This window comes from Ruegeria sp. BHSC037, from assembly GCF_059613045.1.
This window is the reverse complement of the sequence record NZ_JBXWRT010000001.1, coordinates 216,611-240,357: the sequence shown is the minus strand read 5'-3', so window position 1 is coordinate 240,357 and position 23,747 is coordinate 216,611. Positions and strand designations below refer to the sequence as shown.

22 protein-coding genes are annotated in these 23,747 nt (G+C 63.3%); 5 read left to right on the top strand and 17 right to left on the bottom strand.

Annotated elements, in window-relative coordinates; translation table 11 throughout:
* Positions 1–25 precede the first annotated feature (25 nt).
* The 4 genes from AC2FMN_RS01095 to AC2FMN_RS01080 are packed head-to-tail and all read right to left on the bottom strand — an operon-like array spanning position 26 to position 6,279.
* Entirely contained in the window at positions 26–1,300 is a 1,275-nt protein-coding gene (locus AC2FMN_RS01095) for a bifunctional folylpolyglutamate synthase/dihydrofolate synthase (protein ID WP_496685486.1), read from the bottom strand.
* Positions 1,297–2,241, bottom strand: coding sequence for an acetyl-CoA carboxylase, carboxyltransferase subunit beta (gene accD / locus AC2FMN_RS01090; protein WP_496684051.1), 945 nt, complete (start codon positions 2,239–2,241; stop codon positions 1,297–1,299). The genes AC2FMN_RS01095 and accD overlap by 4 nt, the downstream gene beginning before the upstream one ends.
* A 58-nt stretch (positions 2,242–2,299) precedes the next feature.
* Positions 2,300–3,202, bottom strand: a complete 903-nt coding sequence (locus tag AC2FMN_RS01085) for a CPBP family intramembrane glutamic endopeptidase (RefSeq protein ID WP_496685483.1) — start codon at positions 3,200–3,202, stop codon at positions 2,300–2,302.
* Positions 3,199–6,279, bottom strand: coding sequence for an ABC transporter transmembrane domain-containing protein (locus tag AC2FMN_RS01080; protein ID WP_496685482.1), 3,081 nt, complete (start codon positions 6,277–6,279; stop codon positions 3,199–3,201). Before AC2FMN_RS01080 ends, AC2FMN_RS01085 begins: the two co-directional genes overlap by 4 nt.
* A gap of 222 nt (positions 6,280–6,501) precedes the next feature.
* Here AC2FMN_RS01080 and AC2FMN_RS01075 point away from each other — a divergent pair, with 222 nt between their 5' ends.
* The 3 genes from AC2FMN_RS01075 (at position 6,502) to AC2FMN_RS01065 (ending at position 9,259) form a co-directional block, all read left to right on the top strand.
* Complete coding sequence (locus AC2FMN_RS01075) at positions 6,502–7,263, top strand: DUF6478 family protein (RefSeq protein WP_496685480.1); 762 nt, start codon at positions 6,502–6,504, stop codon at positions 7,261–7,263.
* Between the two features lie 11 nt (positions 7,264–7,274).
* Positions 7,275–7,628, top strand: coding sequence for a hypothetical protein (locus AC2FMN_RS01070; protein WP_496685478.1), 354 nt, complete (start codon positions 7,275–7,277; stop codon positions 7,626–7,628).
* Between the two features lie 104 nt (positions 7,629–7,732).
* Positions 7,733–9,259 carry an MFS transporter gene (locus tag AC2FMN_RS01065; protein ID WP_496685475.1) on the top strand — a complete coding sequence of 509 codons (1,527 nt, stop codon included), beginning with the start codon at positions 7,733–7,735 and terminating at the stop codon, positions 9,257–9,259.
* 54 nt (positions 9,260–9,313) lie between these two features.
* Here AC2FMN_RS01065 and AC2FMN_RS01060 read toward each other — a convergent pair whose 3' ends face one another.
* From AC2FMN_RS01060 to AC2FMN_RS01030, 7 genes are all read right to left on the bottom strand, one after another.
* The gene (locus AC2FMN_RS01060) at positions 9,314–10,660 is read right to left on the bottom strand and encodes a S41 family peptidase (protein WP_496685472.1); all 1,347 of its coding nucleotides are present in this window, start codon (positions 10,658–10,660) and stop codon (positions 9,314–9,316) included.
* A gap of 6 nt (positions 10,661–10,666) precedes the next feature.
* Positions 10,667–11,800, bottom strand: a complete 1,134-nt coding sequence (locus tag AC2FMN_RS01055) for a murein hydrolase activator EnvC family protein (protein WP_496685470.1) — start codon at positions 11,798–11,800, stop codon at positions 10,667–10,669.
* On the bottom strand, positions 11,797–13,314 hold the full coding sequence (gpmI, locus tag AC2FMN_RS01050; RefSeq protein ID WP_496685468.1) for a 2,3-bisphosphoglycerate-independent phosphoglycerate mutase: 1,518 nt from the start codon (positions 13,312–13,314) through the stop codon (positions 11,797–11,799). Before gpmI ends, AC2FMN_RS01055 begins: the two co-directional genes overlap by 4 nt.
* A gap of 92 nt (positions 13,315–13,406) precedes the next feature.
* Entirely contained in the window at positions 13,407–15,074 is a 1,668-nt protein-coding gene (locus AC2FMN_RS01045; protein WP_496685466.1) for a sulfatase-like hydrolase/transferase, read from the bottom strand.
* Positions 15,075–15,320: a (Na+)-NQR maturation NqrM gene (gene nqrM, locus AC2FMN_RS01040; RefSeq protein WP_170599965.1), complete on the bottom strand. Its 246-nt coding sequence runs from the start codon at positions 15,318–15,320 to the stop codon at positions 15,075–15,077. It abuts the gene before it with no gap.
* 15 nt (positions 15,321–15,335) lie between these two features.
* On the bottom strand, positions 15,336–16,361 hold the full coding sequence (locus AC2FMN_RS01035) for an FAD:protein FMN transferase (RefSeq protein WP_496682665.1): 1,026 nt from the start codon (positions 16,359–16,361) through the stop codon (positions 15,336–15,338).
* Positions 16,362–16,427: 66 nt separating this feature from the next.
* The gene (locus AC2FMN_RS01030) at positions 16,428–16,613 is read right to left on the bottom strand and encodes a hypothetical protein (RefSeq protein ID WP_149776649.1); all 186 of its coding nucleotides are present in this window, start codon (positions 16,611–16,613) and stop codon (positions 16,428–16,430) included.
* Between the two features lie 120 nt (positions 16,614–16,733).
* Between AC2FMN_RS01030 and AC2FMN_RS01025 the strand changes: the two genes are divergently transcribed.
* Positions 16,734–17,258, top strand: a complete 525-nt coding sequence (locus tag AC2FMN_RS01025) for a CBS domain-containing protein (protein WP_490362249.1) — start codon at positions 16,734–16,736, stop codon at positions 17,256–17,258.
* Between the two features lie 7 nt (positions 17,259–17,265).
* On the opposite strand, the gene AC2FMN_RS01020 is transcribed toward AC2FMN_RS01025, so the two are convergent.
* Positions 17,266–18,042: a metallophosphoesterase gene (locus tag AC2FMN_RS01020; protein ID WP_496685743.1), complete on the bottom strand. Its 777-nt coding sequence runs from the start codon at positions 18,040–18,042 to the stop codon at positions 17,266–17,268.
* 135 nt (positions 18,043–18,177) lie between these two features.
* Between AC2FMN_RS01020 and AC2FMN_RS01015 the strand changes: the two genes are divergently transcribed.
* Positions 18,178–19,197: an NAD-dependent epimerase/dehydratase family protein gene (locus AC2FMN_RS01015; protein ID WP_496682669.1), complete on the top strand. Its 1,020-nt coding sequence runs from the start codon at positions 18,178–18,180 to the stop codon at positions 19,195–19,197.
* Between the two features lie 36 nt (positions 19,198–19,233).
* Here AC2FMN_RS01015 and nqrF read toward each other — a convergent pair whose 3' ends face one another.
* From nqrF to AC2FMN_RS00990, 5 genes are read right to left on the bottom strand one after another with little or no spacing between them, the layout of a single operon-like run.
* Complete coding sequence (nqrF, locus tag AC2FMN_RS01010) at positions 19,234–20,454, bottom strand: NADH:ubiquinone reductase (Na(+)-transporting) subunit F (RefSeq protein ID WP_496685462.1); 1,221 nt, start codon at positions 20,452–20,454, stop codon at positions 19,234–19,236.
* A gap of 12 nt (positions 20,455–20,466) precedes the next feature.
* Positions 20,467–21,075 carry an NADH:ubiquinone reductase (Na(+)-transporting) subunit E gene (nqrE, locus tag AC2FMN_RS01005; protein ID WP_170453916.1) on the bottom strand — a complete coding sequence of 203 codons (609 nt, stop codon included), beginning with the start codon at positions 21,073–21,075 and terminating at the stop codon, positions 20,467–20,469.
* On the bottom strand, positions 21,075–21,728 hold the full coding sequence (locus tag AC2FMN_RS01000) for an NADH:ubiquinone reductase (Na(+)-transporting) subunit D (protein ID WP_093963366.1): 654 nt from the start codon (positions 21,726–21,728) through the stop codon (positions 21,075–21,077). Before AC2FMN_RS01000 ends, nqrE begins: the two co-directional genes overlap by 1 nt.
* Positions 21,728–22,543 (bottom strand): Na(+)-translocating NADH-quinone reductase subunit C, encoded by an 816-nt coding sequence (locus AC2FMN_RS00995; RefSeq protein ID WP_496685460.1) that lies wholly within the window; start codon positions 22,541–22,543, stop codon positions 21,728–21,730. The genes AC2FMN_RS01000 and AC2FMN_RS00995 overlap by 1 nt, the downstream gene beginning before the upstream one ends.
* Positions 22,536–23,744 carry an NADH:ubiquinone reductase (Na(+)-transporting) subunit B gene (locus AC2FMN_RS00990; RefSeq protein WP_496685458.1) on the bottom strand — a complete coding sequence of 403 codons (1,209 nt, stop codon included), beginning with the start codon at positions 23,742–23,744 and terminating at the stop codon, positions 22,536–22,538. The genes AC2FMN_RS00995 and AC2FMN_RS00990 overlap by 8 nt, the downstream gene beginning before the upstream one ends.
* Positions 23,745–23,747 lie beyond the last annotated feature (3 nt).

Sequence of the window (23,747 nt, the reverse complement as noted above, 5' to 3'; positions counted from 1 at the left end):
GGGATATTTTCCGCCAGATGAAGCCTTAGCCGTTTTCGCGCAGGATGTTGCCGGCGAGATAGAGCGAGCCGCAGATCAGGACCCGGGCTTGCGGGTCGCGGGCGGTGATCGCGGCCAGTGCCTGGGCCACGCTGTCGGCGGTGGTGGCGGGCAGGTTCACGGCAGTCGCGGCGGCGGCGGTTTCCGCGGCAGGGAGCGTGTTGGCTTCACCAGGGATGGACACGGCCGTCAGGGAGCTTGCCCTTTCGGCCAGAGGCGCGAGGTAGCCGGTTACGTCCTTGGTGTTGAGCATGCCGCAGATCAGGTGCGTCGGGCGCGGCGGCAGTTTGGCCAGGACATCCGCCAGCGCTTGCCCGGCGGCGGCGTTATGGCCGCCGTCGAGCCAGAGTTCGGCCCGGGGCGCCTGTTCGACCAGCGGGCCGGTCTTCAGGCGCTGCATCCGGGCCGGCCATTCGGCCCGGGTGACCGCTGCCTCGTAGGCCTCGTCGCCCAGGTCGAGGTGGCGCAGGACCGCCAGTGCGGCGCCGGCGTTCTGGATCTGGTGGGCGCCCAGCAGGTTCGGCAGCGGCAGGTCGCGCAGGCCGGTTTCGTCCTGATAGATCAGGCGGCCACGTTCCTCGTGAGCGTGCCAGTGCTGTCCGTAAGCCAGAAGCGGTGCGCCGAGGCGGGCGGCAGTAGCCTCGATGACCTCAATCGCTTCGTCCGGCTGCGGGCCGACGATGCAGGGCACGCCACGTTTGATGATGCCGGCCTTTTCGACGGCGATCTTGGCCAGCGTGTTGCCCAGGAACTGTTCGTGGTCGATCGAGACTGGGGTGATGACCGTGACGGCGGGTTTTTCGATCACGTTGGTGGCGTCGAGCCGTCCGCCAAGCCCGACTTCGAGCAGCGTGTAGTCGGCGGGTACGCGGGAAAACGCCAGCAGGGCTGCGCAGGTGGTGATCTCGAAATAGGTGATGTTCTCGCCGCCATTGGCGGTGTAGCACTCATCCAGAACGGCGGTCAGGTCGGGCTCCGAGATCAGCTCGCCCGCCAAGCGGATGCGCTCGTGAAAGCGCGCCAAGTGCGGCGAGGTATAGGCATGGGCCGTCAGCCCGGCCCCTTCCAGCCCGGCGCGTATCATCGCCTGGGTCGAGCCCTTGCCGTTGGTGCCGGCGATGTGGATCACCGGGGGCAGCCTGTCCTGCGGGTTGCCCAAGGCTTCGAGCAGACGCCAGACGCGGTCCAGGGTCAGGTCGATGATCTTGGGGTGCAGCGCCATCATCCGGTCGAGGATGACGTCGGATGTGGGCGCGGTCATTTCTTGGGCTTGTCTTCGGCAGGCTTGGCCTGCGCATCGGGCTGTTCGGTTGCGCCCTCTTTCGGGGCGGGCAGATCGCCTTTGACCGCCGGGGGAAGCCCCATCAGCATCCGGGTGATCGTGATCAGCTCGTCCCGCAGCTCGGTCCGTTTGGTGACGCGGTCCAGCATGCCGTGATCCAGCAGGTATTCGGCGCGCTGGAAGCCTTCGGGCAGTTTCTCGCGGATCGTCTGCTCGATCACGCGGGGGCCGGCGAAACAGATCAACGCGTTCGGCTCAGCAATATGCACGTCACCCAGCATCGCGTAGGAGGCCGTCACGCCGCCGGTGGTGGGATGGGTCAGAACCACGATGTAGGGCAGGTCGGCTTCTTTCAGCATCTCTACCGCGACCGTGGTGCGCGGCATCTGCATCAGGCTGAGGATGCCCTCCTGCATCCGGGCGCCGCCGGCGGCGGAAAACAGGATCAGCGGGCGCTTGAGCTTTACCGCCTCTTGCGCGGCAGCGATGATGGCGTTGCCGACATACATTCCCATCGACCCGCCCATGAACGAGAAATCCTGCGCCGCGGCCACGATGGGGGTGCGGCCGATCTCGCCGGTGGCGACCAGCATCGCTTCTTTCTCGCCGGTCTTTTTCTGCGCCGCCTTCATGCGGTCGGGGTATTTCTTCTGATCGCGGAACTGCAGCGGGTCATCCTTGGGCGCGGGCACCGCGACCTCGGAGAAAATGCCACCGTCGAACAGATGCTTGAACCGTTCGCGCGGGGTGATCAGCATATGGTGTCCACACTGGGTACAGACATTCTGGTTGTCCGCCAGTTCGCGGTGGAACAGCATCGTTCCGCACTCGTCGCATTTGTGCCAGAGATTCTCGGGCACCTCACGGCGGGAGAAAATCGAGTTGATCCGGGGGCGGACGTAGTTCGTGATCCAGTTCATGTCGGAACCTTGCTGATGCGGGTTGCAGTCAAATAAGACGCTACGGAAGGAAATGCAATCAGCGCCTGAGCGCAAGGCGAGCCGTCAGCCACCCGACGATCATCACGCCGAAGTCGACAAACAGCCATTGCCGGAGAAACCCGGTATCGGACATGTCGAACGGCAGGTGAAACAACGCCAGCCCCCCAAGGCTGTCGGGCAGGGACACGATCAGCAATGCCGTGACATTGTTGGCGAAATGCAGGGCGATGGCCGGCCCCAAGGTTCCGGCGCGGGCGGTCAGATCGGCGCTGAGCACACCGAACACGCAGGCCCAGACCGCAACCAGCGCCGCGTTTTCGCCGGCGGCATTGGGCGCATAGTGGCCGGCCGCGAACAGAACCGCGGGAACGCCGATCCAGATCACGGGTGAACGAAACCGTGCCGCCAATGACTGTTGCAGGTAGCCGCGGAACAGAATCTCCTCGGCGCTGGTCTGGATCAGGACTGCGGCCAGAGACAGCGGCAGCAGACCCAGCCACAGACCGACCGGCAGGTTGGGTTCGAACGAAACGCCCATGCCATAGGGTGGCAGCAGGAACAGCACGACCCCCAGGACGAGCAGCGCGCGCAGAACGCGCCAGAACTGCGCCACCGCCTTGCGCCGGGGCCCGATGACGGACCACAGGCTGCGATTCTGGAACTGGCGGACGGCAAGCGCCACGGCCAGCGTGACAAAGCCGAAACTGAACAGCAGGATCAACACCGCCATCGGCGACGCGCCGCTTTGGAACCCGGCCACCTGGTCTGGCGGGGCCAGGCCGACCACGGCGGCGAACAGCACCAGGTTCAACGCGACGACGGTCGCGACCACCAGGGCCACCCCGCCGAACAGCCGCCACAAGGCCGCATGGGCGCGCACCGGGGCGACCAGCGCCTCGTGTGCCGCATAGGCGCGTGTCACTTCGCCGGGCTCGGTCATCCGCCAGCCCCGGTTTCGACCTCGGGGGGAAGCTCGATATTCGCCGCCAGGAACCGTTCGGATACCGAGGTCAGATAGCCCGCAACCGTTTCCAGCAGGCTGACCGCAACCGTGGGATCGCTTTCGATGACAGCCCTCAGTTCCTCGGCGCCGATGCGCAGGAACGAACAATCGGTCAGGGCGACAAGATCCAGTTGCCGCGGCGCGCCGGTAATGATCGACAGATCTCCGATCAGGCGTCCGGGCTCGACGGTCGAGATGCGGCGCTTTTCGCCGTCGGGCATCGACCATTCCAGGCTGGCCTGGCCGGACACGCACAGATAGGCCGCATCGGGCGTCTGCCCGCGCGAGAAGATGACCTGCCTGGCCGCCGCGTCGTACCATTTTGCCGAAAAGGCCAAGAGCCGCTGGTTGCGGCCATCCAGCCGTGAGAACAGTTCGGTGGCGGCAATCACCTTCAGCTTGCGGGTGAAGTCATCCGAAGCGCCTTCCTCGACCGGCAGGGCCGCCCGAGAAACCCCGTCAATGCGCCCGTCCTTGATCTCGAGATACAGGTCATAGGCCTCGGGGTGGGAAAAATGATCCTCCATAAAGATCATGATCGAATCGGGCAACAGCTGCCGCAGTTTCATGCGGGTCTGATGCCGGCTTTCGGAATCGTGACTGGCCAGCACCTTGTCCAGGATCAGAATATCCGGCCGCTTGATCGCGGCGCGGGAAAAGGCCGCCCTTTCCTGGAACACCGTCGGCAGGTTGGCCCCGCCCAGACCGGTGGACAGATCATAGATGATGGCCGCCAGCCGCCGTCGTAGCCCGGCCTCGTTCAACACCTCGGCGACCACGTCCTCGATGTCCCGGTCGTGACTACCCGCGGTCAGCGACACGCGGCCGTAGATGGCATTTTCCATCACCGTCAGGCGCGGGACGTAGACATCCGGCCCGACCTTGACGAACAGCCCGTCGAAGGACTGGTGCAGGCTGTCGGCGTGGGTCTTGCGGATCTTCAGGATCTTGTCCTTGTATTCCTCGGGAAAGCTCGGCCCGATCTGTTCGGCCGTCAACATGAACGGCACCGTCAACAGCAAGGCCTTCTCGCCCTCCGACAGGCTGTCTTCGCCCTGGCTGCGGCGGCGCTCCTCGATGTCGAGCAGCCGGTGATACAGTTCCTTCGACAGCCCCAGGCGCAGGAACAGAGGATGATCGGCGCCTTCGCGGCCGAAGGTCTGGTTCAGCGTGTCCAGAACGGCGCTGGCGATGCTCAGCGCATCGCGATCCAGCTCATGCGCCCGAAGCATTTCCAGAAACCGGGCATCCCCGGCCAGAAGGTCTGCGGAAATGTCATTCAGAGGCGACGCAAACAACAGGTTTCCCCCCAGCGGAACCGCCGGGTTGAACTGGTCCGGGTCGAACCGAAAGATATACTTGTCCAGCCCCTTTTCCCTGAGCCGTTCGGCGACCTTGGGCCGCAGTCGGACAATTTCGTCGGCCAGGGCCGGATGCTGCCGGGGGTCGAACTGCGACCGCAGCGTGCGGCGCAGCATGAATTCGTCGATCCCCATCGCCTCGACCAATTGGAACCACCAATCCCGGATGTCTTCAACGCTGTCCAGACCCGCCAGGCTGGGATCAACCCAGTCATCGGACAGTGAATCGGGCAGATTGCCCGACCGGGCCGCTTCGATCGCGAAGCGCGATGGCACTTTGCCATCCTCGGTTTCGTACTGGGGATGCGTGCGCAGGGGCATCAGCAGGTTGTCGCCCAAGGTCCCGCTGAACAGGTAGGGCCGCGAATGCGCGTATCCGATCCGGGCGGCGATCACGGCCTGGTGCAGCTCGTCCAGCTTGTGTCCCGACAGGGTGACCTCGCCCTGGGCGGGCAAGACCTCACGCGTGAGCAGCTCGGCCAGGGCGCGCCGCTCAGATTCGTGCGAGGCCTTGATCGCCACACGCGCCTTGCTGGGAATGGTCAGGTCGATATCTTCCAGAACGATCTTTCCGTCCTCGTCCCGCACGGTGACGTTCTTCAGTTCGATGTCGCCATGCAGATGCGGGATGGCGTCGGGTTCACCTTCGAACAGCTCCTCGGGGATCATGTTGTCGGGGTTGAAGCGTTCGGTCACGACCTGCCAGCGCAGCGACATGTCCTGAACCTGGTTGTAATAGGTCAGAAGATCGCGCCAGGGGCCGCTGAGGTCCTTGTAGGCGCCCAGTGCCGCAACCAGCGCCCCCACCGTGACCTTGCCGGTGATCGCCAGATACCCGCCGATCGAATAGAACAGGAAGGGTGTGATCTGGGTGATCAAGTTGTTGAGAAATTTCATGAAGAACTTCTTGTTGTAGATCTTCACGCGAATCTCGAACAGGGTTCCCAGCCGATGGCTGAACTGGGCCAGCCGATACCGCCAGCCGCCATTCACCCGCAGATCGCTGATACCGGCTGCGGTCTCGCCGATCTCGGTGCTCAGGTGCCGGATTTCCTGGATGCGCTCCTTGTTCAACAAGTTGATTTGGCGCTGCAGGCGCGGGATCAGCCAGGCCTGCAACGGAATGAGCGCAATCGCGGCCAGCCCGAACCACACGCTCTGCATGAACAGGAAGGTCACGATGGTCATCATCTGGCCGAACTGGAAGACCGGCTGGGCGATGGCATCGCCCATGAGCCCGCCCAGCGGCTCGGCCTCGGCGGTGATCATCGACACCAGCTCGCCCTGGCTGGTCGAAGAGAAATAGGGTTTCGGAAACTTCAGCATCCGCCGGATCAGGGTGAACCTGAGGCGGCGCAACATGCGTTCGGCCACAATGCCCTTCATCGTGTTGATCCGCATCTTCATGATGCCGCCGGCGATCACTGTTCCCAGAAACGCAAGGCACAGGATCATAAGGTACTGAACTTGCGTCACCGTCACGCCGAAAAACGTCACCGTGTTGCCCGTGGCACCAATTGCGTCGTTGATGATCCGCTTGGGCAGCTCGAGTGAGGCGTAAAGGAATGGGAAGGAAATCACGGTCAGAAACAGAAGGATGAACTGCTGTTTCTTCGAATGCTTCCAAATAAATGCAAAGAGGGTGGGTTCCATGCCCGGCCTTGTCTTGAAGTTTTGGACTGCGGCCCGTTGCAAAGGTTCCACTGCGGCCGGGTGCCTGACGGTAAGCTTTGGCCGGAGCCATTTCAAGAACACCCGAAAAATTGTTCCGCCCACCCCGCGTCACCGCGAATTTTGCCGCACCCCGCACGAAGGCGGGTTTATCCTGCCCCGGCAAATCGACTAAAGAGGTGGCGTTTCTCGATGCAAGGGCTCATGCGCAAGCTTCTGACACGCTATTTCAACCGAAAGGTGCTGGACCGATGGCGCCGGGCGGCCGCGACCGCCGGCACGGCCAGCCTGCCGCAACTGCGCCTGCAGCGCGATCAGGCGCGCCTGCTACGGTTCGAGCTCAATCGCCTGATTCATGAGGCTGACAGCCGCCTGATGCGGCCCCGGATCGGTTCACGACAATTCCCCAAACCGCTGGGCACAGACTGGTCGTGGCGACCCGACTTGTGGCGCGGGCCGATGCCCGGACGGGGCGTCTGTCCGGTCGCGCGGCAGGAGCGGCTGGATGAACAGACGACCATCTTCCACGATTGCCCGCAGGCCGAGATCGGCATGCAGCAGGTGCGCAACAGCGACGAACGCGATCTGGCCCCGTTCGGTCTGGCTCTGGATGTGTTCGATTTCCGCGGTTCGTTCCTGTCAGTGTCCGTCGAATTGCCGTCCGAGGCCCGGGCTGCCCTCAGCCGCCAGCACATGTTCCGCGCCAGCGTCCAGTCGGAACAGGAGCGGCAGGCGCGGATGTTCGCGCGTCTGAATATCCAGCACGGCCCAAACACCGAACAGGTCCTTCGGGAACTGCCGCCCGGGTCCGAGGTTTCGACGGTGGATTTCGATCTGGCCCACCTGGAACTGAACGAACGTCGGGTCCAGAAAATCTGGTTGGATCTGATCCTTGACGGGCCGGCCATGAACCGGGTGGTCATTCGCGACCTGACCCTGTGCCGCTATCATCGCGCAGATCTGTGAAGGACACCGACATGACCCATGCAAAGCTTGTACCGATCCGGTTCGAAAACGCCCTCTGGGAGGGGCAACTGACCGCCGCATCGGAACCCCGGGTCGAGGCCCGGCATCTGGGCGAGGCGCTGCCGGGCGTCGAGGTCACTCCGAACGACGCGGGCTGGATGCTACGGGTTCCCGTACCGCCGGCCCTGCTGTCGGACGGGGTGCATTGCGTCACCATCTGGGATTGCGAGCGCCAGTCGAAACTGGGCGACTTTTCGGTGATATCCGGGGCGCCGGCCTCGGGCGACATCCGGACCGAGCTTGAACTGCTGCGGGCCGAGTTGGACATGCTGAAACGCGTCGTGCGCAGAATGAACCAGGGGTAGCGCCACCCCGATCCGCCGGGCCGCACGGGCCGACTCCAACTGCGACCTGTCAATTTGACGGGATTTGTGGCTTGATGGGGCATTCGAAACGGCCGGGATGCGTCATGGAACGCGACAGCATCATCAAGGTCATCGCGTTGATGGTGACCGCCTTCGGCATCGGGATCGACTTCACCGGTGCTCTGATGCTGGTGCCCGCGATCGAGAATTCCTTCGACGCCGACATCACCAGCACCCAATGGGTTCTGAACATCTATGCCCTGTTCTTTGCCATGACCATGGTCGCGGGCGGGCGGCTGGGAGACCTGTACGGCCACCGCAAGGTCATGCTGATCGGTCTGTCGGTGTTTCTGTTTTCGTCGATTCTGTGCCTCGTCGCACCGAACCTGGATTTTCTGATCGGTGCCCGGGCGTTGCAGGGAGTGGGTGCCGGGTGCGTCTGGCCATGCACCCTGGCCCTAGGCGCCACCAAGGTCTCGCGAGACGAACACCGGGCGCTGGTGATGGGCCTGATCCTGGCCGGCGTCACCAGCGGCAATGTCTTTGGCCCGATGATCAGCGGGTTCGTCGTCAATCTGGGGGACTGGCGCCTGTTCTTCCTCGCCAATGTGGTGTTTTCGACCGTCTCGATGGGCACCACGCTGACGCTGATCCCGCGCGAGACCGATCACAAGAACGGCGAACACATCGACTTTGCCGGAATGGGCATTTTGTCGATGGCGGTTCTGCTGTTGCTGTACGGGTTGGATGTCGGGGCCGACTGGGGGTGGCTCTCGGTTCCGTTGCTGGCGGTGTTTTTCGTCAGCGCGGTGCTGTTGGGGCTGTTTTCGAGGGTCGAAAATCGTGTGCGCCAACCGCTGCTGCTGCCGCAGATGATGCACAACCCGCAATTCCGGATCACGCTGGGGCTGAACATGTTCAATGTCTCGGCCGCCTTTGTGGGGCTGCTGTATTTCCCGCAATACATGCAAAAGGTCCTGGGCTGGTCGACTTTCGAATCCGCCTTGGGCCTGGCGCCTCTGACGGTCCTGCTGGCCGTCGGTTCGATCGTGTCGGGCACGCTGTACAACGACTTTGGCCCCAAGCGGCTCATGTTCTGGGGCTACCTGTCGGCCACGACCGGCGCCGCCAGCATCGTCATCCTGCCGATGAGCCTGGGATACCTGCAGATCCTGCCGGGCATGGCCCTGATCGGATTGGGGGCCACGCTGACGGTCGGGCCTTCTGGTACGGCCGCCGTGTGTGCTGTCCGGCCCGAGCGCGCCGGGCTGGTCGGGGGCCTGAGCTTCATGGCGCATTTGGTCTATGGCGCGGTCTCGGTCGCGGTTGCCACCGCGATCATGTACACGACCAGCCTGTCCAGCCTCGGCAGTCAGCTCGCCAAGGCGGGCATCGACATGCCGGCCGCCGATCAGAAGGCGATCAATGGCGGCACCCTGACGACCCGGACGGCACAGGCCATCATGGGCAAGCTGGATGCAGACCAGGCCGAGACGGTCAAATCCGCCATTGCCACGGCATTCGATACGGGAATGAACATGGCTTTCGTGTTTGCCACCCTGTCGGTTTCGATGGGCATCATCCTTGCCCTGTTGCTGGACGAAAAGAAACTGCACAAGGTTGAAAGCTGACGACACGAAAACGGGCCGCGCCCGGCGCGACCCGTGCTGTTCGATGCCCGGTCGTTACTGCGAGGCGCGGGCGGTCGGGTTGAACGCGGACAAACCCTTCAGGATGTCGATGGCATAGGCCAGTTGATAATCCTGCTTGCGCAGTTCCGCGGTCGCCTCGGCCTTGGCGCGGTCTTCTTCGATCTGGCGGTTCTCGTCCTCGGTCAGGCTGTCATTGTTCAGGCTTCCGCGCAGATCGGCCTCGGACCGGGTGCGGGCGGCCGCCTCTTCGTCCTCGTCCTCTTCGGGTCGGTTGCGCGGCTGTTCCACGATGATGTCCGGGCTGACACCCAGCGCCTGGATCGAGCGGCCCGACGGCGTGTAGTACCGCGACGTGGTCAGGCGCATCGCGCCATCCCCCCGCAGCGGCATCACCGTCTGGACAGACCCCTTGCCGAAGCTCTTGGTGCCGACGACGATGGCCCGGCGATGATCCTGCAGGGCGCCCGCGACGATTTCCGACGCCGAGGCCGAACCGCCATTGATCAGCACGACGATCGGCTTGCCCTCGGCCAGGTCACCGGGCGTGGCGTTGAACCGTTCCCCATCTTCGGGGTTGCGGCCACGGGTCGAGACGATCTCACCTTCGTTCAGGAACGCGTCCGAGACCTTGATCGCCTGGGTCAGCAGGCCGCCCGGATTGTTGCGCAGGTCCAGTACGACGCCGTTGATCTTGTCGATGCCGCCGGCCTCGGCGATCTGTTTCTCCAGACCCTCCTTCAGGTTCGGATAGGTCTGGTCGTTGAAGGTGGTCACGCGCAGGACCACGCTTTGACCTTCGGTGCGCGCGCGGACGGCGGTCAGCTTGATCGTGTCGCGGATGATGGTCACGTCGAACGGATCGGGCTCGCCTTCGCGCACCACGGTGATCACGATCTCCGACCCCACAGGGCCGCGCATCAGATCGACCGCCTTGTCCAGCGTCAGGCCCAGGATGCTTTCGCCATCGACATGGGTGATGAAATCGCCGGCCTCGATGCCCGCCTCATCCGCCGGGGTGCCGTCGATGGGCGAGACAACCTTGACGAACCCGTCCTCCTGCGTGACCTCGATGCCCAGCCCGCCGAACTCGCCGCGGGTTTGCACGCGCATCTGTTCGGCGTCGTCGGGCGACAGATAGCTGGAATGCGGATCCAGCGAGGTCAGCATCCCGTCGATCGCCGCCTCGATCAGGTCTTCGGGCGCGACCTCTTCGACATACTGAGCACGGATGCGCTCGAAAATGTCACCGAACAGGTCCAGCTGCTCGTACACGCTGGCCTTGTTTGCGGCCTCCTGCGCCAGCAGCGGCCCGGCGATCTGGGTTGTGGCGATGATCCCTGCCAGGGTTCCGGCCAGACCGGCCATCACGAATCGTTTCATGCGCGTCTATCCATCCTTGTGCGTCCGGAACCATGTTTCCGGATCAACGGGCCTGTTGTTCTCTCTGACCTCTATATAGAGCGTTTCTGACCGATCAGTTCCAGTGCCATCACCGCTTGTTGACAAAATCGCGCCGATATCCGGCAGATTCCCCGGCATCAACCCCACCGGAGAGCCCTCGGGGATCACCTGCCCGGGTTCGCCATAAACCTCCTGAAGGCCCGAGAACACGAAAAGAAGCCCCGGCTGCGGTTCCAGGATGATCAGGTTGCCAAGGTCCAGCAGCGGCCCGCGATAGCGAATCGTGGCGGCCGTGGGCGATACTACCAAGGCACGCGGCCGGGTGGCCAGAACAAGGCCGGGCCGGGTGACGCCGGCCGCATCGGTTTCCCCCGACCGGTGCACCAGAACGCCCTGCGTCGGCAGCGGGATCCGGCCCTTGCGATCCGAAATATCAGCATCGGTTTCGGCAATTTCACCGGCCGAGATCTCGGCCAGACCGCTGGCGAACCCGTCCAATGTTTCGGTGGACGAGATCAGAATCGCGGTGCGCACCGGATCTTCGACAAAACGGCGCGGCAAGTTGGTACGGTCGGCGATGGCTTCGCTCAGCCGCGTACGGGCATCCTGCACCTGCTCCAACCCTTCGGTCAGAGTTTGCGCCGCGCTTTGCTGCAGTCGGCGCAGGGTCTGAACCTCGTCCAGATCGCGGGCCAGCGCCCGGGCCTTAGCATTCAGGCCGGGGGTGACCTCGGACAGCATCATCCCGGTGCGCGCCGCCCCCAGCGGCCCGGCCGGGTGCAGCATCAGAACCGGAGGCGCCGTGGTTTCGATGGTTTGCAGCACGCCCAGCAACTGGCGGATTTCGCGTTCGCGCGCGTTCAGCTCGGCGGTCAGCTGGCTTTCGCGCAAAGCCGCTCGGCGCAGCCCGTCGCGCATGGCGGCCAGCCCGGCTTCGTAGGCTTGGATCGTCTCGGTCAGGGCGCGCACACGGTCGCGGGCAGTTTCGGCCTCGGTCAGCGCGATCGAGGCCTGTTCCAGCATCTGCGCCGCATCCAGCGCCGCCTGCGCGGGGTCCGGCGCGGCCCGGGCCGCCTGCCCCGCCATCAGAGCCGCCAGAAGAAGCGCGCGCAGCCTCATGACAGCAGGCTCTCACCCGTCATTTCCAGCGGCTTGGGTAGGCCCATCAGGTCCAGCACCGTGGGGGCCAGATCGGACAGGCGACCTTCGCGCAGGGTTGCGCCCTCGGGTCCGCCAACCAGTGCCACAGGTACCGGGTTCAGGGTATGGGCGGTATGCGGGCCGCCGGTTTCGGGGTCGATCATGGTTTCGCAGTTGCCATGATCGGCGGTCACGATCATGGCCCCGCCCGCCTTTTCAAGCGCGGCGACCACACGGGCCAGGCCTTGATCCACGGCCTCGCAGGCCTTGATCGCGGCCTGCAGGTCACCGGTATGGCCCACCATGTCGGGGTTGGCGTAATTGGCGACGATCAGGTCATAGCCGTCCTCGATCGCCTCGACGAATTTGTCCGTCACCTCGGCGGCCGACATCTCGGGCTGCAGGTCATAGGTCGCCACCTTGGGCGACGGGGCCATATAGCGGTCCTCGCCGGGCTCGGGTGTCTCTTTGCCGCCGTTCAGGAAGAACGTGACATGGGGGTATTTCTCGGTTTCGGCCAGACGGAACTGGCGCAGGCCCTGCTTGGCGACCCATTCGCCCAACGTGTTCACGATCTCGCGCTTGGGGAATACGGTCGTCATGTAGTCGTTGTGGCCGTCGGAATATTCCACCATGCCCAGCAGCGCCGACAGGTGCGGGCGTGGTCCGGTGTCGAATTCGGCAAATCCGGGTTCGCCGATGGCGCGCAGGATCTCACGCGCGCGGTCGGCGCGGAAATTGAGGCAGAAGAACCCGTCACCGTCGCGGACGCCGTCGTAGCCGGGCAAAACCGTGGGGGCGATAAACTCATCGGTCTCGCCCCGGTCGTACGCGGCCTGAATCGCGGCGCTTGCGGTATCAGCCTGCCCGCCCTGCGCTTTGATGATCGCGTCATAGGCGCGGCCGACCCGTTCCCACCGGTTGTCGCGGTCCATGGCATAGTACCGCCCCGAAACGGTGACGACGCGCGCGTTCGCGGGCAGGCGACGCTCCAGCTCGGCCAGGAAGTCCAGCGCCGATTTCGGGGCCACGTCGCGCCCGTCGGTGATGGCGTGCAGAGCCACCGGAACGCCTGCATCGGTGATCGCTTTTGCGGCGGCGACGATATGGTTCAGGTGCCCATGCACCCCGCCATCCGAGACCAGCCCCATCAGATGCGCGGCTCCGCCCGCCGCCTTCACCTTGGCGACAAAGTCCTGCAGCGCGGCATTTTCGAAGAACGAGCCGTCCTCGATCGCTAGATCGATCTGGCCCAGATCCATGGCCACGACCCGCCCGGCCCCGATATTGGTGTGGCCGACCTCGGAATTTCCCATCTGCCCGCTGGGCAGGCCCACATCCGGACCGTGGGTGATCAGCCGCGCGTGCGGACCCTTGGACATGATCGAGTCGAATGTGGGCGTGTTGGCAAGATACGGCGCATTGGCCAGTGTGTCGTCGGACAGGCCCCAGCCATCGAGGATGCACAGGACGACGGGTTTGGGTGCGCTCATGTCGGGTCTCCGGTAACTGCTCTTGTCCGTTCTTCTATCCCCTGCCCGCCGCATCGTGAACCGCCTTTTGCGGCGATCCGCGCCGCGCGGGGTTATTTCCTGATCTGCTGCCAGGGCCGCGCCTTGCGGCCGCGATACTTGACCGTTAGCTCGGGCGGAGCGTCGCTTTCGTCATAGGCGCCCAGGATCACGCCCTTGCCGCGACTTTTGGTGCGCATCCCGACCAGCTCGGCTTCTGAGCGGGTGGTGCGTTGCGACGGGCGACGTGCCCAGGCGAACAGGTGGTCGTACATCTGCGCGATCACACCCGCATGGGCCGGGCTGTCGCCCAGATCGGTCAACTCGGCGGGGTCGTTTTCCAGATCGAACAGGATCGGGCGGAACCCGCCTTCGCAATGGATCAGCTTCCACTTTTTCGTGGCCACCATGAACATCGCCGCGTCGCGCACCGACACGCCCAGCGTTTCCGCGATGGGCGAGGCCGAATAGTCGTATTCGCAGATCACGAATTGGCGCGGGGTCTCGGCCGCCTGCCCGTGAAGGATGGGCAAAAGGGAATGACCTTCCAGAATATGGTCGGGCACCGCAACGCCCGCGACCTCGACGAAAGTGGGGGCCAGGTCGATCGACTCGATCAGCGCGTCGCAGGTGGTGCCGCGCGTGGCATCGGCCTGTTCGGATGGGTCGTAAATGATCAGCGGCACCTTGGTCGAAGCGTCGTGGAAGAACGTCTTTTCGCCCATCCAGTGATCGCCTAGAAAATCGCCATGGTCCGAGGTTAGCACGATCATCGTGTCGTCCATGCGGCCGGTCTGCTCCATCCAGTCCAGCAACCGCCCGATCTGGTCGTCGGCCTGCTTGATCAGGCCCATATAGGCGGGGATCACCGCCGCGCGCACATCCTGCCGCCAGAAGGTCCGGCCGATCTTGGTGTGCATGAAGGCGCTCAGCACGGGATGCGCCTCGGCCCGCTCGGTCTCGGACCGGTTGGGCGGCAGAACATGCTCGGGCCCGTACATCGAGGCATAGGGCTCGGGGACGATATAGGGCCAGTGCGGCTTGATGTAGCTCAGGTGGCAGCACCATGGGCCGTCATGGGTTTCCATGAACTCCATCCCGCGCGTGGTCAGATAGGGGGTCTCGCTGTCCTCCTCGGCGATGTTTGCGGCCTGCGGCGCGTTTTTCAGAAACCAGCCCGACAACACGTTTCCATCGGCATCCAGACCGGAATTAGCAAAGTCGTGCCAGGGGTTGTCGCTGTCGTAACCCTTGTCGGCCAGCCAAGCGTTATAAGCTCGGGCGCCATCAGGGTCATAGAACCCGTCGGGGCCTTCGGGGCGCATCCCGTCATCGCGCTCGAACACGTCAAAGCCGCATTCGGCCACCCGCGCGCCGATCAGGCTATCGGGCTCCAGGCCCAGCCGGGCCATGCCTTCGGCGTCGGCGCGCATATGGGTCTTACCGACCAGCCAGCAGTCCATCCCCGCCTTGCGCAGATGGTCGCCCATGGTCAGCTCGCCAACCTTCAGCGGAATGCCGTTCCACGAGGCGCCGTGCGACTGCACGTATCGCCCGGTATAGGTGGACATACGCGAGCTGCCGCAGATCGGCGACTGGATATAGGCCCGCGTGAACCGCACGCCGCGCGCGGCCAGACGGTCGATATTGGGCGTGTGCAGATGTGGATGGCCGTAACAGCTCAGGTAGTCCCAGCGCAGCTGGTCGAACATGATGAACAGGATGTTGCGGGCCTTGGCCATTCAGGTCCGTTCGCCCTGGCTTTCCATCTGTTCCACCATCCGGCGGGCGCGCTTGCATTGCAGCTTGTCACGCAGGGGGCTGTTGGGGTCCACGTCCTTTTGGCACACCACGCATTTGTCGGCGCCCGAGATCGCGTTCAGCCCGCCGCAACTGCCTTTGATGGTCTTGCCCATCAGCATCACGCCCAGCGACATGCCGACCATGATGATCAGCAGCAGAACAAACGCGAGGATAAAGGTGCTCATCGGCCGGCCCGCCCTTCAGTTCGATCCCAGCGCATCCTTGAATGCGCTGCTTTGTACCGTGATATAGGCATCTTCGCCGCCTGTCACATCCCGCGAGATGAAAAACACCGCCAAACCCAGCTGATCGGCCAGTTTCAGCCCCCGCTCCTGCCCCAGCGCCAGCATCGCGGTGGCCCAGGCATCGGCCATCATCGCGTTTTCCGCCAGAACCGTGACCGAGGTCGTCCGATGAGTGATCGGGCGTCCAGTGGTCGGGTCGATGATATGCGAATACCGCACCCCGTCCTGTTCAAAAAAATTCTTGTAATCGCCCGAGGTCGCCATGCCGCGGTTGTCCAGCGGCACGATGAACTGGATGGTTTGCGACCCGGTTTCGGGCTTTTCGATGCCTATGCGCCAGGCCTCGCCCTTGTCGTTCTGACCGCGGGCCACCAGATCACCGCCGATCTCGACCATATAGTTCTCGACCTCCGCCGCGCGCAGCGTCTCAGCTACGGCGTCGATCCCGTATCCCTTGGCGATGGCCGACAGGTTGATCCCCACGCCCGGCTGTGTCTTGGCCAGCGTCCCGGCCTGCGCATCCAGCGTCAGCAGGCGCGCCTGCCCCACCTGCTCGAGCGCCGCCGCGATCTCGGCATCCGATGGCACCGGGTCCTCGGGCTTGCGCGGGCCGAACCCCCACAGCTCGATCAACGGGCCAAGCGTCACGTCGAACACGCCGCCGCTTTGTTCGTGCACCTGGTTGGCCGCCGCGATTACATAGGCGAATTCTTTCGACACCGGCATCGGGTCGGTGCTGGCCGAGGCGGAAAAGACCGAGACCTCGGAATTCGGGTCCCAGTTGGACATCTTCGCGTTCACCTGCGCCAGCGTTTCCTCCACGGCGGCGGACAGGGCATCCGCGTCCAAATCCTCGCCGATTGCGGTGACGTGATAGGTGGTTCCCATGGTTTCACCCGACAGGCGAACAACCTCGGGTTCCTTGTCGAACAGGCAGCCAGCGACGAACAGGGTCAGGGCCAGGGCAAGCAGTCGGCGCATCGCGTGATCTCCGGGTAATGTTTCGTGGCGCGTATGCCAGCGCCCCCAGTCAGAGTCAAACCGACCTCAGACCTTCAGTGGCAGAAAGCCAAGCGCCAGCAGCCCGATCGCCGCCGGCAGACCGAACAGCCAAGCGCGCTTCTGCCAGCCAGGGGGCTGCTCTTTCCACAGTTTGCGGAAGTTGTGGCCACAGACCACCACCCCGAAAAAAATCAGCGCGGCAACGGCAGGGGTCAGATGCAGGTTCGACACGCGGCCCGTGTTTCCTTTTGGTCTGGCGCGGTTACGCGGGTTTCCGGAAATTGCACCCTATACAGGTGCGCATCCTGGGGTAAGGTGAAAGGACAGCACCAGTGAAGGAGGAGACCGCCCATGGCCCCAAGCTCTTACCAGCCCCCGACGCGCGGCGACAAGCCCGAGAGCGCAACCTACAGCCAGTCGGTCGAGTCGAATCTGTCGCAGACCCAATCGACCGTGGCGAAGCTGCTGGAAGGCAAGGGCGAAGACGTGATTGCGGTTCGACCCAATGACACGATCCATACGGTCGTGCAGATCCTGAAGGACAAGCGCATCGGCGCGGTCGTGGTCACCGATCAGAACGGCGCGCTGCAGGGGATCCTGTCCGAGCGCGACATCGTGCGCCGTATGGCCGATACGCCGGGCCAGACCCTGCCTCAGTCGGTTCAGGACCTGATGACGCGCGAGGTGCGGACCTGCACACCGGACGACCTGCTGATCGAGGTGGTGAAAACCATGACCGAAGGCCGATTCCGCCACATGCCGGTTTTGCGCGACGGGCATCTGTGCGGTGTCATCACAATCGGCGACGTGGTGCAATTCCGCTTGAAGGAACTGGAATACGAAGCCCTGCGCATGAAACAGATGATCGTCGGCTGACCGGCAGTCAGGTCTGCACCGGATCGGTGCACAGGAACCGGACCGTGCCGGGCCCGATCTCGGCCGCCGTCAGCCGACCCGTGGCAAATGCGCCCGTGTCGATCGAGATCACCCGGTTGCGCACGCATGGTTCCGGCACGATCGTATGGCCGTGGACGACCCACTGACCGTCCGAACGCGGCTTGCCCGGAAAATCTCCATGCCCCCACAGGCAGGTTCCACGAGCCTGGTCGTCGGGGTCCGAACCGGGGTTCAACGCTGCGTGCACGACGGTCACGTTTCCCGTCGTCCAGCACAGCGGCCGGGCGTGCATCCACTCAAGCAGCGGCGCCCCCATTTTCTGTTCCAGCCGTCGGGCGGCGCGCACCGCGTCGTCGGGCGTCAAGTCCAATGCAAGATCCGTCAGCCCGAACGAGGCCAGCGTCTGCCGCCCGCCATTGTGCATCCACAATCGACAGGTTCGCCGGGGCCGTTGAAGGAACCGCAGCAGCAGGTCTTCGTGGTTGCCCAGCAAGCAGATCACCTGCCGGTCAAGGGCTTGGCTCAGGTGCTGCAGGTGGCGCAGGACCTGGGCGCTGTGGTCGCCGCGGTCGACATAGTCGCCGACGAACACGATTGGCAGGTCTTGCTGCAGCTGACCCAGGATCTGCTGCAGCAGATCCAGCCGCCCATGGATGTCACCCACGGCGTAGAACCGTTGCCCGGGCGCCAGCGTGGCCAGTGCGTCGGACGGGTTCGTCCCGCCGGGGCGCGAAACAAGCGACTTGAGCCAGGAAACAATCATCACCCGCCGTGACTATCCCGAAGACCCGCGCCCGGCAATGCTCAACGGCCCTGACGACCCCGAAAATCTCCTTGACCTCGGCCGTTCGAAAGGGTCCCTGATGGTTGGATGACGGGGTTTGCGGACGGAGCTTGAATGAAACGGGTATTGGTGACGGGAACGGCGGGGTTCATCGGGTTTCACCTGGCACGACTGCTGTTGTCCGAAGGGTTCCGGGTGCATGGCTATGACGGGATGACCGACTACTACGACGTCACGCTCAAGCAACGCCGGCATCAGATGCTGCTGCAGACGCCTGGCTTTTCCGCAACCGAGGACCTGCTGGAAAACCATGACCGCCTGATGCAGGTCGCCGAGGAATTCCGACCCGAGATCATCGTTCACCTCGCCGCGCAGGCGGGCGTGCGCTACAGCCTGGAACATCCGCGCAGCTACGTGGACTCCAACGTGGTGGGCACGTTCAACGTGATGGAAGTGGCGCGCACGCACAAGGTCGAGCACCTGCTTATGGCCTCCACCTCCTCGGTCTATGGCGCGAACGAGGACATGCCGTTTTCCGAGCTGGACAAGGCCGACCACCAGCTGACCATCTATGCCGCCACCAAGAAGGCGAACGAGGCGATGGGCCATTCCTATGCCCATCTGTGGGACCTGCCGACCACGATGTTCCGCTTCTTTACCGTCTACGGCAACTGGGGGCGGCCCGACCTGGCCTATTTCAAGTTCACCGATGCCATCCTGCATGACCGGCCCATCGACATCTACAACAACGGCGAGATGTACCGCGACTTTACCCATGTCGATGACCTTGTGCGCGGCATCCGCCTGCTGATCGATGCAGTGCCCGAACGGCCTGCGTCAAAGGCGGATATCGCCGAGGGCGACAGCCTGTCGCCCGTCGCGCCCTTCCGGGTGGTCAATATCGGCAATTCCGACAAGGTCCGGCTGATGGATTTCATAGAGGCGATCGAGGAAGCGGTCGGCAAGAAGGCCATTCGCAACTACATGCCGATGCAGATGGGCGACGTGCCCGCGACCTGGGCCGACACCTCGCTTCTGCAGCGCCTGACCGGGTTCAAGCCGCAGACCGACATTCGGGACGGAATGAAATCCTTCGTGGCGTGGTACCGCGACTATTACGGCATCGGCGCATGAAAAAACCGGCGCTTTGGGCGCCGGTTTCAAGGTTGGTCATCCGCCGAAATCGTCCAGCATGATGTCTTCGCGGTCCACGCCCAGTTCCAGCAGCATGTTGATGACCGACTGGTTCATGATCGGCGGACCACACATGTAGAATTCGCAGTCCTCGGGCGCCGGGTGATCCTTGAGGTACTGCTCGTACAGCACGTTGTGGATGAAGCCGGTGAAGCCCTCCCAGTTGTCGCCCGGCTGCGGATCGGACAGCGCGACGTGCCATTCGAAATTCTCGTTCTCGGCGGCCAGCTGGTCGAAATCCTCGACATAGAACATCTCGCGCCGCGACCGGGCGCCGTACCAGAAGGTGATCTTGCGCTTGGTCTTCAGCCGCTTGAGCTGGTCGAAGATGTGGCTGCGCATCGGGGCCATGCCCGCGCCGCCGCCGATGAACACCATCTCCTTGTCGGTGTCACGCGCGAAGAACTCGCCGAACGGTCCCGAGATCGTGACCTTGTCACCCGGTTTCAGGTTGAAGATATAGGACGACATCTGGCCCGGCGGGATGCCCTCGGAGCCCGGCGGGGGCGAGGCGATCCGCACGTTGAGCATAATGATGCCCTTTTCCTCGGGGTAGTTCGCCATCGAATAGGCGCGCTCGATCGGTTCGCTCACCGTGGACTTGTACTGCCACAGATTGAACTTGTCCCAATCCTCGCGGTACTCCTCGGCGACGTCGAAATCCTTGTAGTCAACATCGTGCGGCGGGGCGGCAATCTGGATGTAGCCACCGGCGCGGAAATTCACATCCTCGCCTTCGGGCAGCTCCAGCACCAGCTCCTTGATGAAGGTCGCCACGTTGTCGTTAGATCGGACGGTGCATTCCCATTTCTTGACGCCGAAGACCTCTTCGGGAACCTCGATCTTCATGTCCTGCTTGACGGCCACCTGGCACGACAGACGGTCGCCGCAGGCGGCCTCGCGCTTGGTGATGTGGCTTTCCTCGGTCGGCAGGATCGACCCGCCGCCTTCCAGGACCCGCACCCGACATTGTGCACAGGTGCCGCCGCCACCGCAGGCCGACGGAACGAAGAGTTTCTGAGCCGCCAAGGTCTGCAGCAGCTTGCCGCCCGCAGGCACCGAGACGGTTTTCTCACCGTTGATGGTGATGTTGACGTTGCCTGTCGAGACCAGTCGCGAGCGCGCCACCATAATGATGGCTACCAGCGCAAGAACGATCAGGGTGAAAAGGACAACGCCGAGCGAGAAAGTTTCCATGCCCCTGCCCCTTTACAGTTTGACGCCCGAGAAGGACATGAAGGCCATCGCCATCAGACCTGCGGTAATGAAGGTGATGCCAAGGCCCTGCAGCCCGTCGGGGATGTCGGAATATTTCAGTTTTTCACGCACGCCCGCCATGGCGGTGATCGCCAGCGCCCAGCCAAAGCCCGAGGACAGGCCATAGGTCGCGGCTTCGGCAAAGTTGTAGTCGCGTTCGACCATGAACAGCGAGCCGCCCAGGATGGCGCAGTTCACCGTGATCAGCGGCAGGAAGATCCCCAGCGCATTGTAGAGCGGCGGGAAATACTTATCGAGGATCATCTCGAGGATCTGCACCATCGCCGCAATCACGCCGATATAGGAAATCAGACCCAGGAAGGTCAGGTCCACGTCCGGGAACCCGGCCCAGGCCAACGCGCCCGGTTTCAGCAGATAGTTCAGCAGCAGGTTGTTGGCCGGAACAGTGATCGCCTGCACCAGCATCACCGAGATCCCCAGACCCAGCGCCGTCGAGATCTTTTTCGACACGGCGATGAAGGTGCACATGCCCAGAAAGAAGCTGAGCGCGAGGTTTTCGACGAAGATGGCCTTTACGGCCAGTGAGATGAGCCCTTCCATCAGTGCGCCTCTACCTGCTGGATCTTGTATTCACGTTCTTCGACCTGGTTCGGCTTCCACGTGCGGAAGGCCCAGATGATCAAGCCGATGATGAAGAAGGCCGACGGCGGCAGCAGCAGCAGCCCGTTGGGGACGTACCAGCCGCCGTTGTTCACGGTCTCCAGAATGGTCACCCCGAACAACGAGCCCGAGCCGAACAGCTCGCGGATGATACCCACCAGCATCAGGATCAGGCCATAGCCCATGCCGTTGCCCAGACCGTCGATGAAGGACGCCACGGGCGGGTTCTTCATGGCAAAGGCCTCGGCCCGGCCCATCACGATGCAGTTGGTGATGATCAGGCCCACGAAGACCGACAGCGTTTTCGAGATCTCGAAGGCATAGGCCTTGAGGATCTGGTCGACCAAGATCACCAGCGACGCGATGATGACCATCTGCACGATGATCCGGATCGAGCCGGGTATCTGGTTGCGCAGGCATGAGATGAAAAAGGACGAAAACGCCGTCACGAACATCACGGCCAGCGACATCACGAAGGCCACTTGCAGCGACGAAGTTACCGCCAACGCCGAGCAGATGCCCAACACCTGCAGCGTGATCGGGTTGTTGTCGACAAGCGGGTCGACCAGCAGATCTTTCTTGGTCTGTGACATCAGATCTCTCCTGCTTGCAGCTTGGCCAGGAACGGAGCATAGCCCGCGTCCCCCATCCAGAATTTCACCAGGTTGTCGACGCCGACCGTGGTCAGGGTCGCGCCGGCCAGCGCGTCGATGTAGAAGTCAGGCCCTGCGGCGGGCATGGTCTTGGCGACGGTGATCTGCAGATCACCAGCATCGTCGCGCAGCTTCTTGCCGTTCCACAGGGCTTTCCAGCGCGGGTTGTCCACCTCGGCGCCCAGACCCGGCGTTTCACCGTGCTGATAGAATTGCAGCCCGAAGATGTCGTTGCCGTTCTCTTCCAGCGCGATGAAACCATACAGTGTGGACCACAACCCGTAGCCGTGGACCGGCAGGATCACCTTATCCAGCGCGCCGTTCTCGTCGCGCAGCAGGTAAATCACGCGGTATTTCGCCTTGCGGCCGATCCCGGCAGGGTCGTTTTCCAGAGGTTCGCTCAGCTCGGGGTCGCTGGCGGCGGCAATGTCGTCGAACGTGGCCGGGTCGAAACGGTCGTCGACGAATTCACCCGACGCGAGGTCCAGCACGTGCGGCTCGAACGCGGCAAAAGCCTGGGCCACGTCGATGCCGGGTTCATAGATACCCGCGACCTGCAGAACGTTGATCTGTTTGTCCTTCAGCTTGTTCGCTTCTTGCACCGGGCGCAGGCTGACCGCGGCGGCCGACACGATCATCGAGGCCACGAGGCACACGGCGACAGCGATGAAGATCGTCTTGCCCACCGAATCCGGCGAGGCCGCCAGGAACCGCGCGATGGCGCCTTTGGGTTCAGGGGATTGCGTATCAGACATGGCGACGCGCCCTCCGTTTGATGTTTGCCTGCACGACGAAATAGTCGATCAGCGGCGCAAAGACGTTGCCGAACAGGATGGCCAGCATCATGCCTTCGGGGAAGGCCGGGTTCACCACCCGGATCAGCACGACCATGACACCGATCAGCGCGCCATAGATATAGCGGCCCATGTTGGTGTGGCTGGCCGAGACCGGCTCGGTCACCATGAAGGCCAGGCCGAACGCATAACCGCCCAGCACGACGTGCCAGTACCAAGGCATCGCGAACATCGGGTTCGTGTCCGACCCGATCAGGTTCAGCAGCAGGGTAAAGCCGATGGTCCCTGCCAGACAGCCCACGATCAGACGGTAGTTGGCGATCTTGGTCATCAGCAGGAAGGCCAGGCCGATCATCGCCGCAAGGGTCGAGGTCTCGCCAAAGCTACCCTGGATCGTGCCAAAGAAAGCATCCCACCAGGTGATGCCCTGAGCGGCCAGCGCCTGATACCCGTCAGCCGCCGACACCGCCAGCGCCGTCGCGCCCGAGAAGCCATCTACCGGGGTCCAGACGGCATCGCCCGACATGGATGCGGGATAGGCGAAGTACAGGAAGGCCCGCCCCACCAGCGCAGGGTTGAGGAAGTTCTTGCCGGTGCCACCAAACACTTCTTTGCCGATGACCACGCCGAAGATGATTCCCAGCGCCACCTGCCACAACGGCGCGGTGGCCGGCATGATCAGCGTGTAGAGCATCGAGGTGACAAGAAAGCCTTCGTTCACCTCATGCCCACGCACGGTGGCAAAGATCACCTCGAAGGTGCCGCCGGCGACCAGTGTCACGATATAGATCGGCAGGAAATACATCACCCCGTGCATCACGTTGGCAAAGATGCTGGACGGGTCCAGCGAAATGCCTAAGGCCTGCAGGATGGCGATGCGCCAACCGGTTGCCGACTCCGGGCCCAGCGTCGCGATGGCCGAGTTGGCCTGGAACCCGGTGTTGTACATGCCCCACAGGATGCAGGGGATGGTGGCGATCACGACATAGGTCATGATCCGCTTCATATCCACGTATGACCGCGCATGCGGCGCCACGGTGGTCACGGTTTTCGGAGTGTAGATGAAGCTTTCCACCATCTCGTAGATGGGGAAGAACTTCTCGTACTTGCCGCCCTTGGTGAATTGCGGCTCGATCCGGTCAAAGAAGTTGCGCAAACCCATGTG

What these genes read in the sequence shown, in the direction of transcription:
- AC2FMN_RS01045 (WP_496685466.1), bottom strand. Translation starts at nt 15,074, where the DNA reads ATGGCCAAGGCCCGCAACATCCTGTTCATCATGTTCGACCAGCTGCGC.
- gpmI (WP_496685468.1), bottom strand. Translation starts at nt 13,314, where the DNA reads ATGAGCGCACCCAAACCCGTCGTCCTGTGCATCCTCGATGGCTGGGGC.
- nqrF (WP_496685462.1), bottom strand. Translation starts at nt 20,454, where the DNA reads ATGGAAACTTTCTCGCTCGGCGTTGTCCTTTTCACCCTGATCGTTCTT.
- accD (WP_496684051.1), bottom strand. Translation starts at nt 2,241, where the DNA reads ATGAACTGGATCACGAACTACGTCCGCCCCCGGATCAACTCGATTTTC.
- AC2FMN_RS01080 (WP_496685482.1), bottom strand. Translation starts at nt 6,279, where the DNA reads ATGGAACCCACCCTCTTTGCATTTATTTGGAAGCATTCGAAGAAACAG.
- nqrM (WP_170599965.1), bottom strand. Translation starts at nt 15,320, where the DNA reads ATGAGCACCTTTATCCTCGCGTTTGTTCTGCTGCTGATCATCATGGTC.
- AC2FMN_RS01025 (WP_490362249.1), top strand. Translation starts at nt 16,734, where the DNA reads ATGGCCCCAAGCTCTTACCAGCCCCCGACGCGCGGCGACAAGCCCGAG.
- AC2FMN_RS01065 (WP_496685475.1), top strand. Translation starts at nt 7,733, where the DNA reads ATGGAACGCGACAGCATCATCAAGGTCATCGCGTTGATGGTGACCGCC.
- AC2FMN_RS01070 (WP_496685478.1), top strand. Translation starts at nt 7,275, where the DNA reads ATGACCCATGCAAAGCTTGTACCGATCCGGTTCGAAAACGCCCTCTGG.
- AC2FMN_RS01095 (WP_496685486.1), bottom strand. Translation starts at nt 1,300, where the DNA reads ATGACCGCGCCCACATCCGACGTCATCCTCGACCGGATGATGGCGCTG.
- AC2FMN_RS01075 (WP_496685480.1), top strand. Translation starts at nt 6,502, where the DNA reads ATGCGCAAGCTTCTGACACGCTATTTCAACCGAAAGGTGCTGGACCGA.
- nqrE (WP_170453916.1), bottom strand. Translation starts at nt 21,075, where the DNA reads ATGGAAGGGCTCATCTCACTGGCCGTAAAGGCCATCTTCGTCGAAAAC.
- AC2FMN_RS00995 (WP_496685460.1), bottom strand. Translation starts at nt 22,543, where the DNA reads ATGTCTGATACGCAATCCCCTGAACCCAAAGGCGCCATCGCGCGGTTC.
- AC2FMN_RS00990 (WP_496685458.1), bottom strand. Translation starts at nt 23,744, where the DNA reads ATGGGTTTGCGCAACTTCTTTGACCGGATCGAGCCGCAATTCACCAAG.
- AC2FMN_RS01015 (WP_496682669.1), top strand. Translation starts at nt 18,178, where the DNA reads ATGAAACGGGTATTGGTGACGGGAACGGCGGGGTTCATCGGGTTTCAC.
- AC2FMN_RS01060 (WP_496685472.1), bottom strand. Translation starts at nt 10,660, where the DNA reads ATGAAACGATTCGTGATGGCCGGTCTGGCCGGAACCCTGGCAGGGATC.
- AC2FMN_RS01055 (WP_496685470.1), bottom strand. Translation starts at nt 11,800, where the DNA reads ATGAGGCTGCGCGCGCTTCTTCTGGCGGCTCTGATGGCGGGGCAGGCG.
- AC2FMN_RS01000 (WP_093963366.1), bottom strand. Translation starts at nt 21,728, where the DNA reads ATGTCACAGACCAAGAAAGATCTGCTGGTCGACCCGCTTGTCGACAAC.
- AC2FMN_RS01035 (WP_496682665.1), bottom strand. Translation starts at nt 16,361, where the DNA reads ATGCGCCGACTGCTTGCCCTGGCCCTGACCCTGTTCGTCGCTGGCTGC.
- AC2FMN_RS01085 (WP_496685483.1), bottom strand. Translation starts at nt 3,202, where the DNA reads ATGACCGAGCCCGGCGAAGTGACACGCGCCTATGCGGCACACGAGGCG.
- AC2FMN_RS01020 (WP_496685743.1), bottom strand. Translation starts at nt 18,042, where the DNA reads ATGATTGTTTCCTGGCTCAAGTCGCTTGTTTCGCGCCCCGGCGGGACG.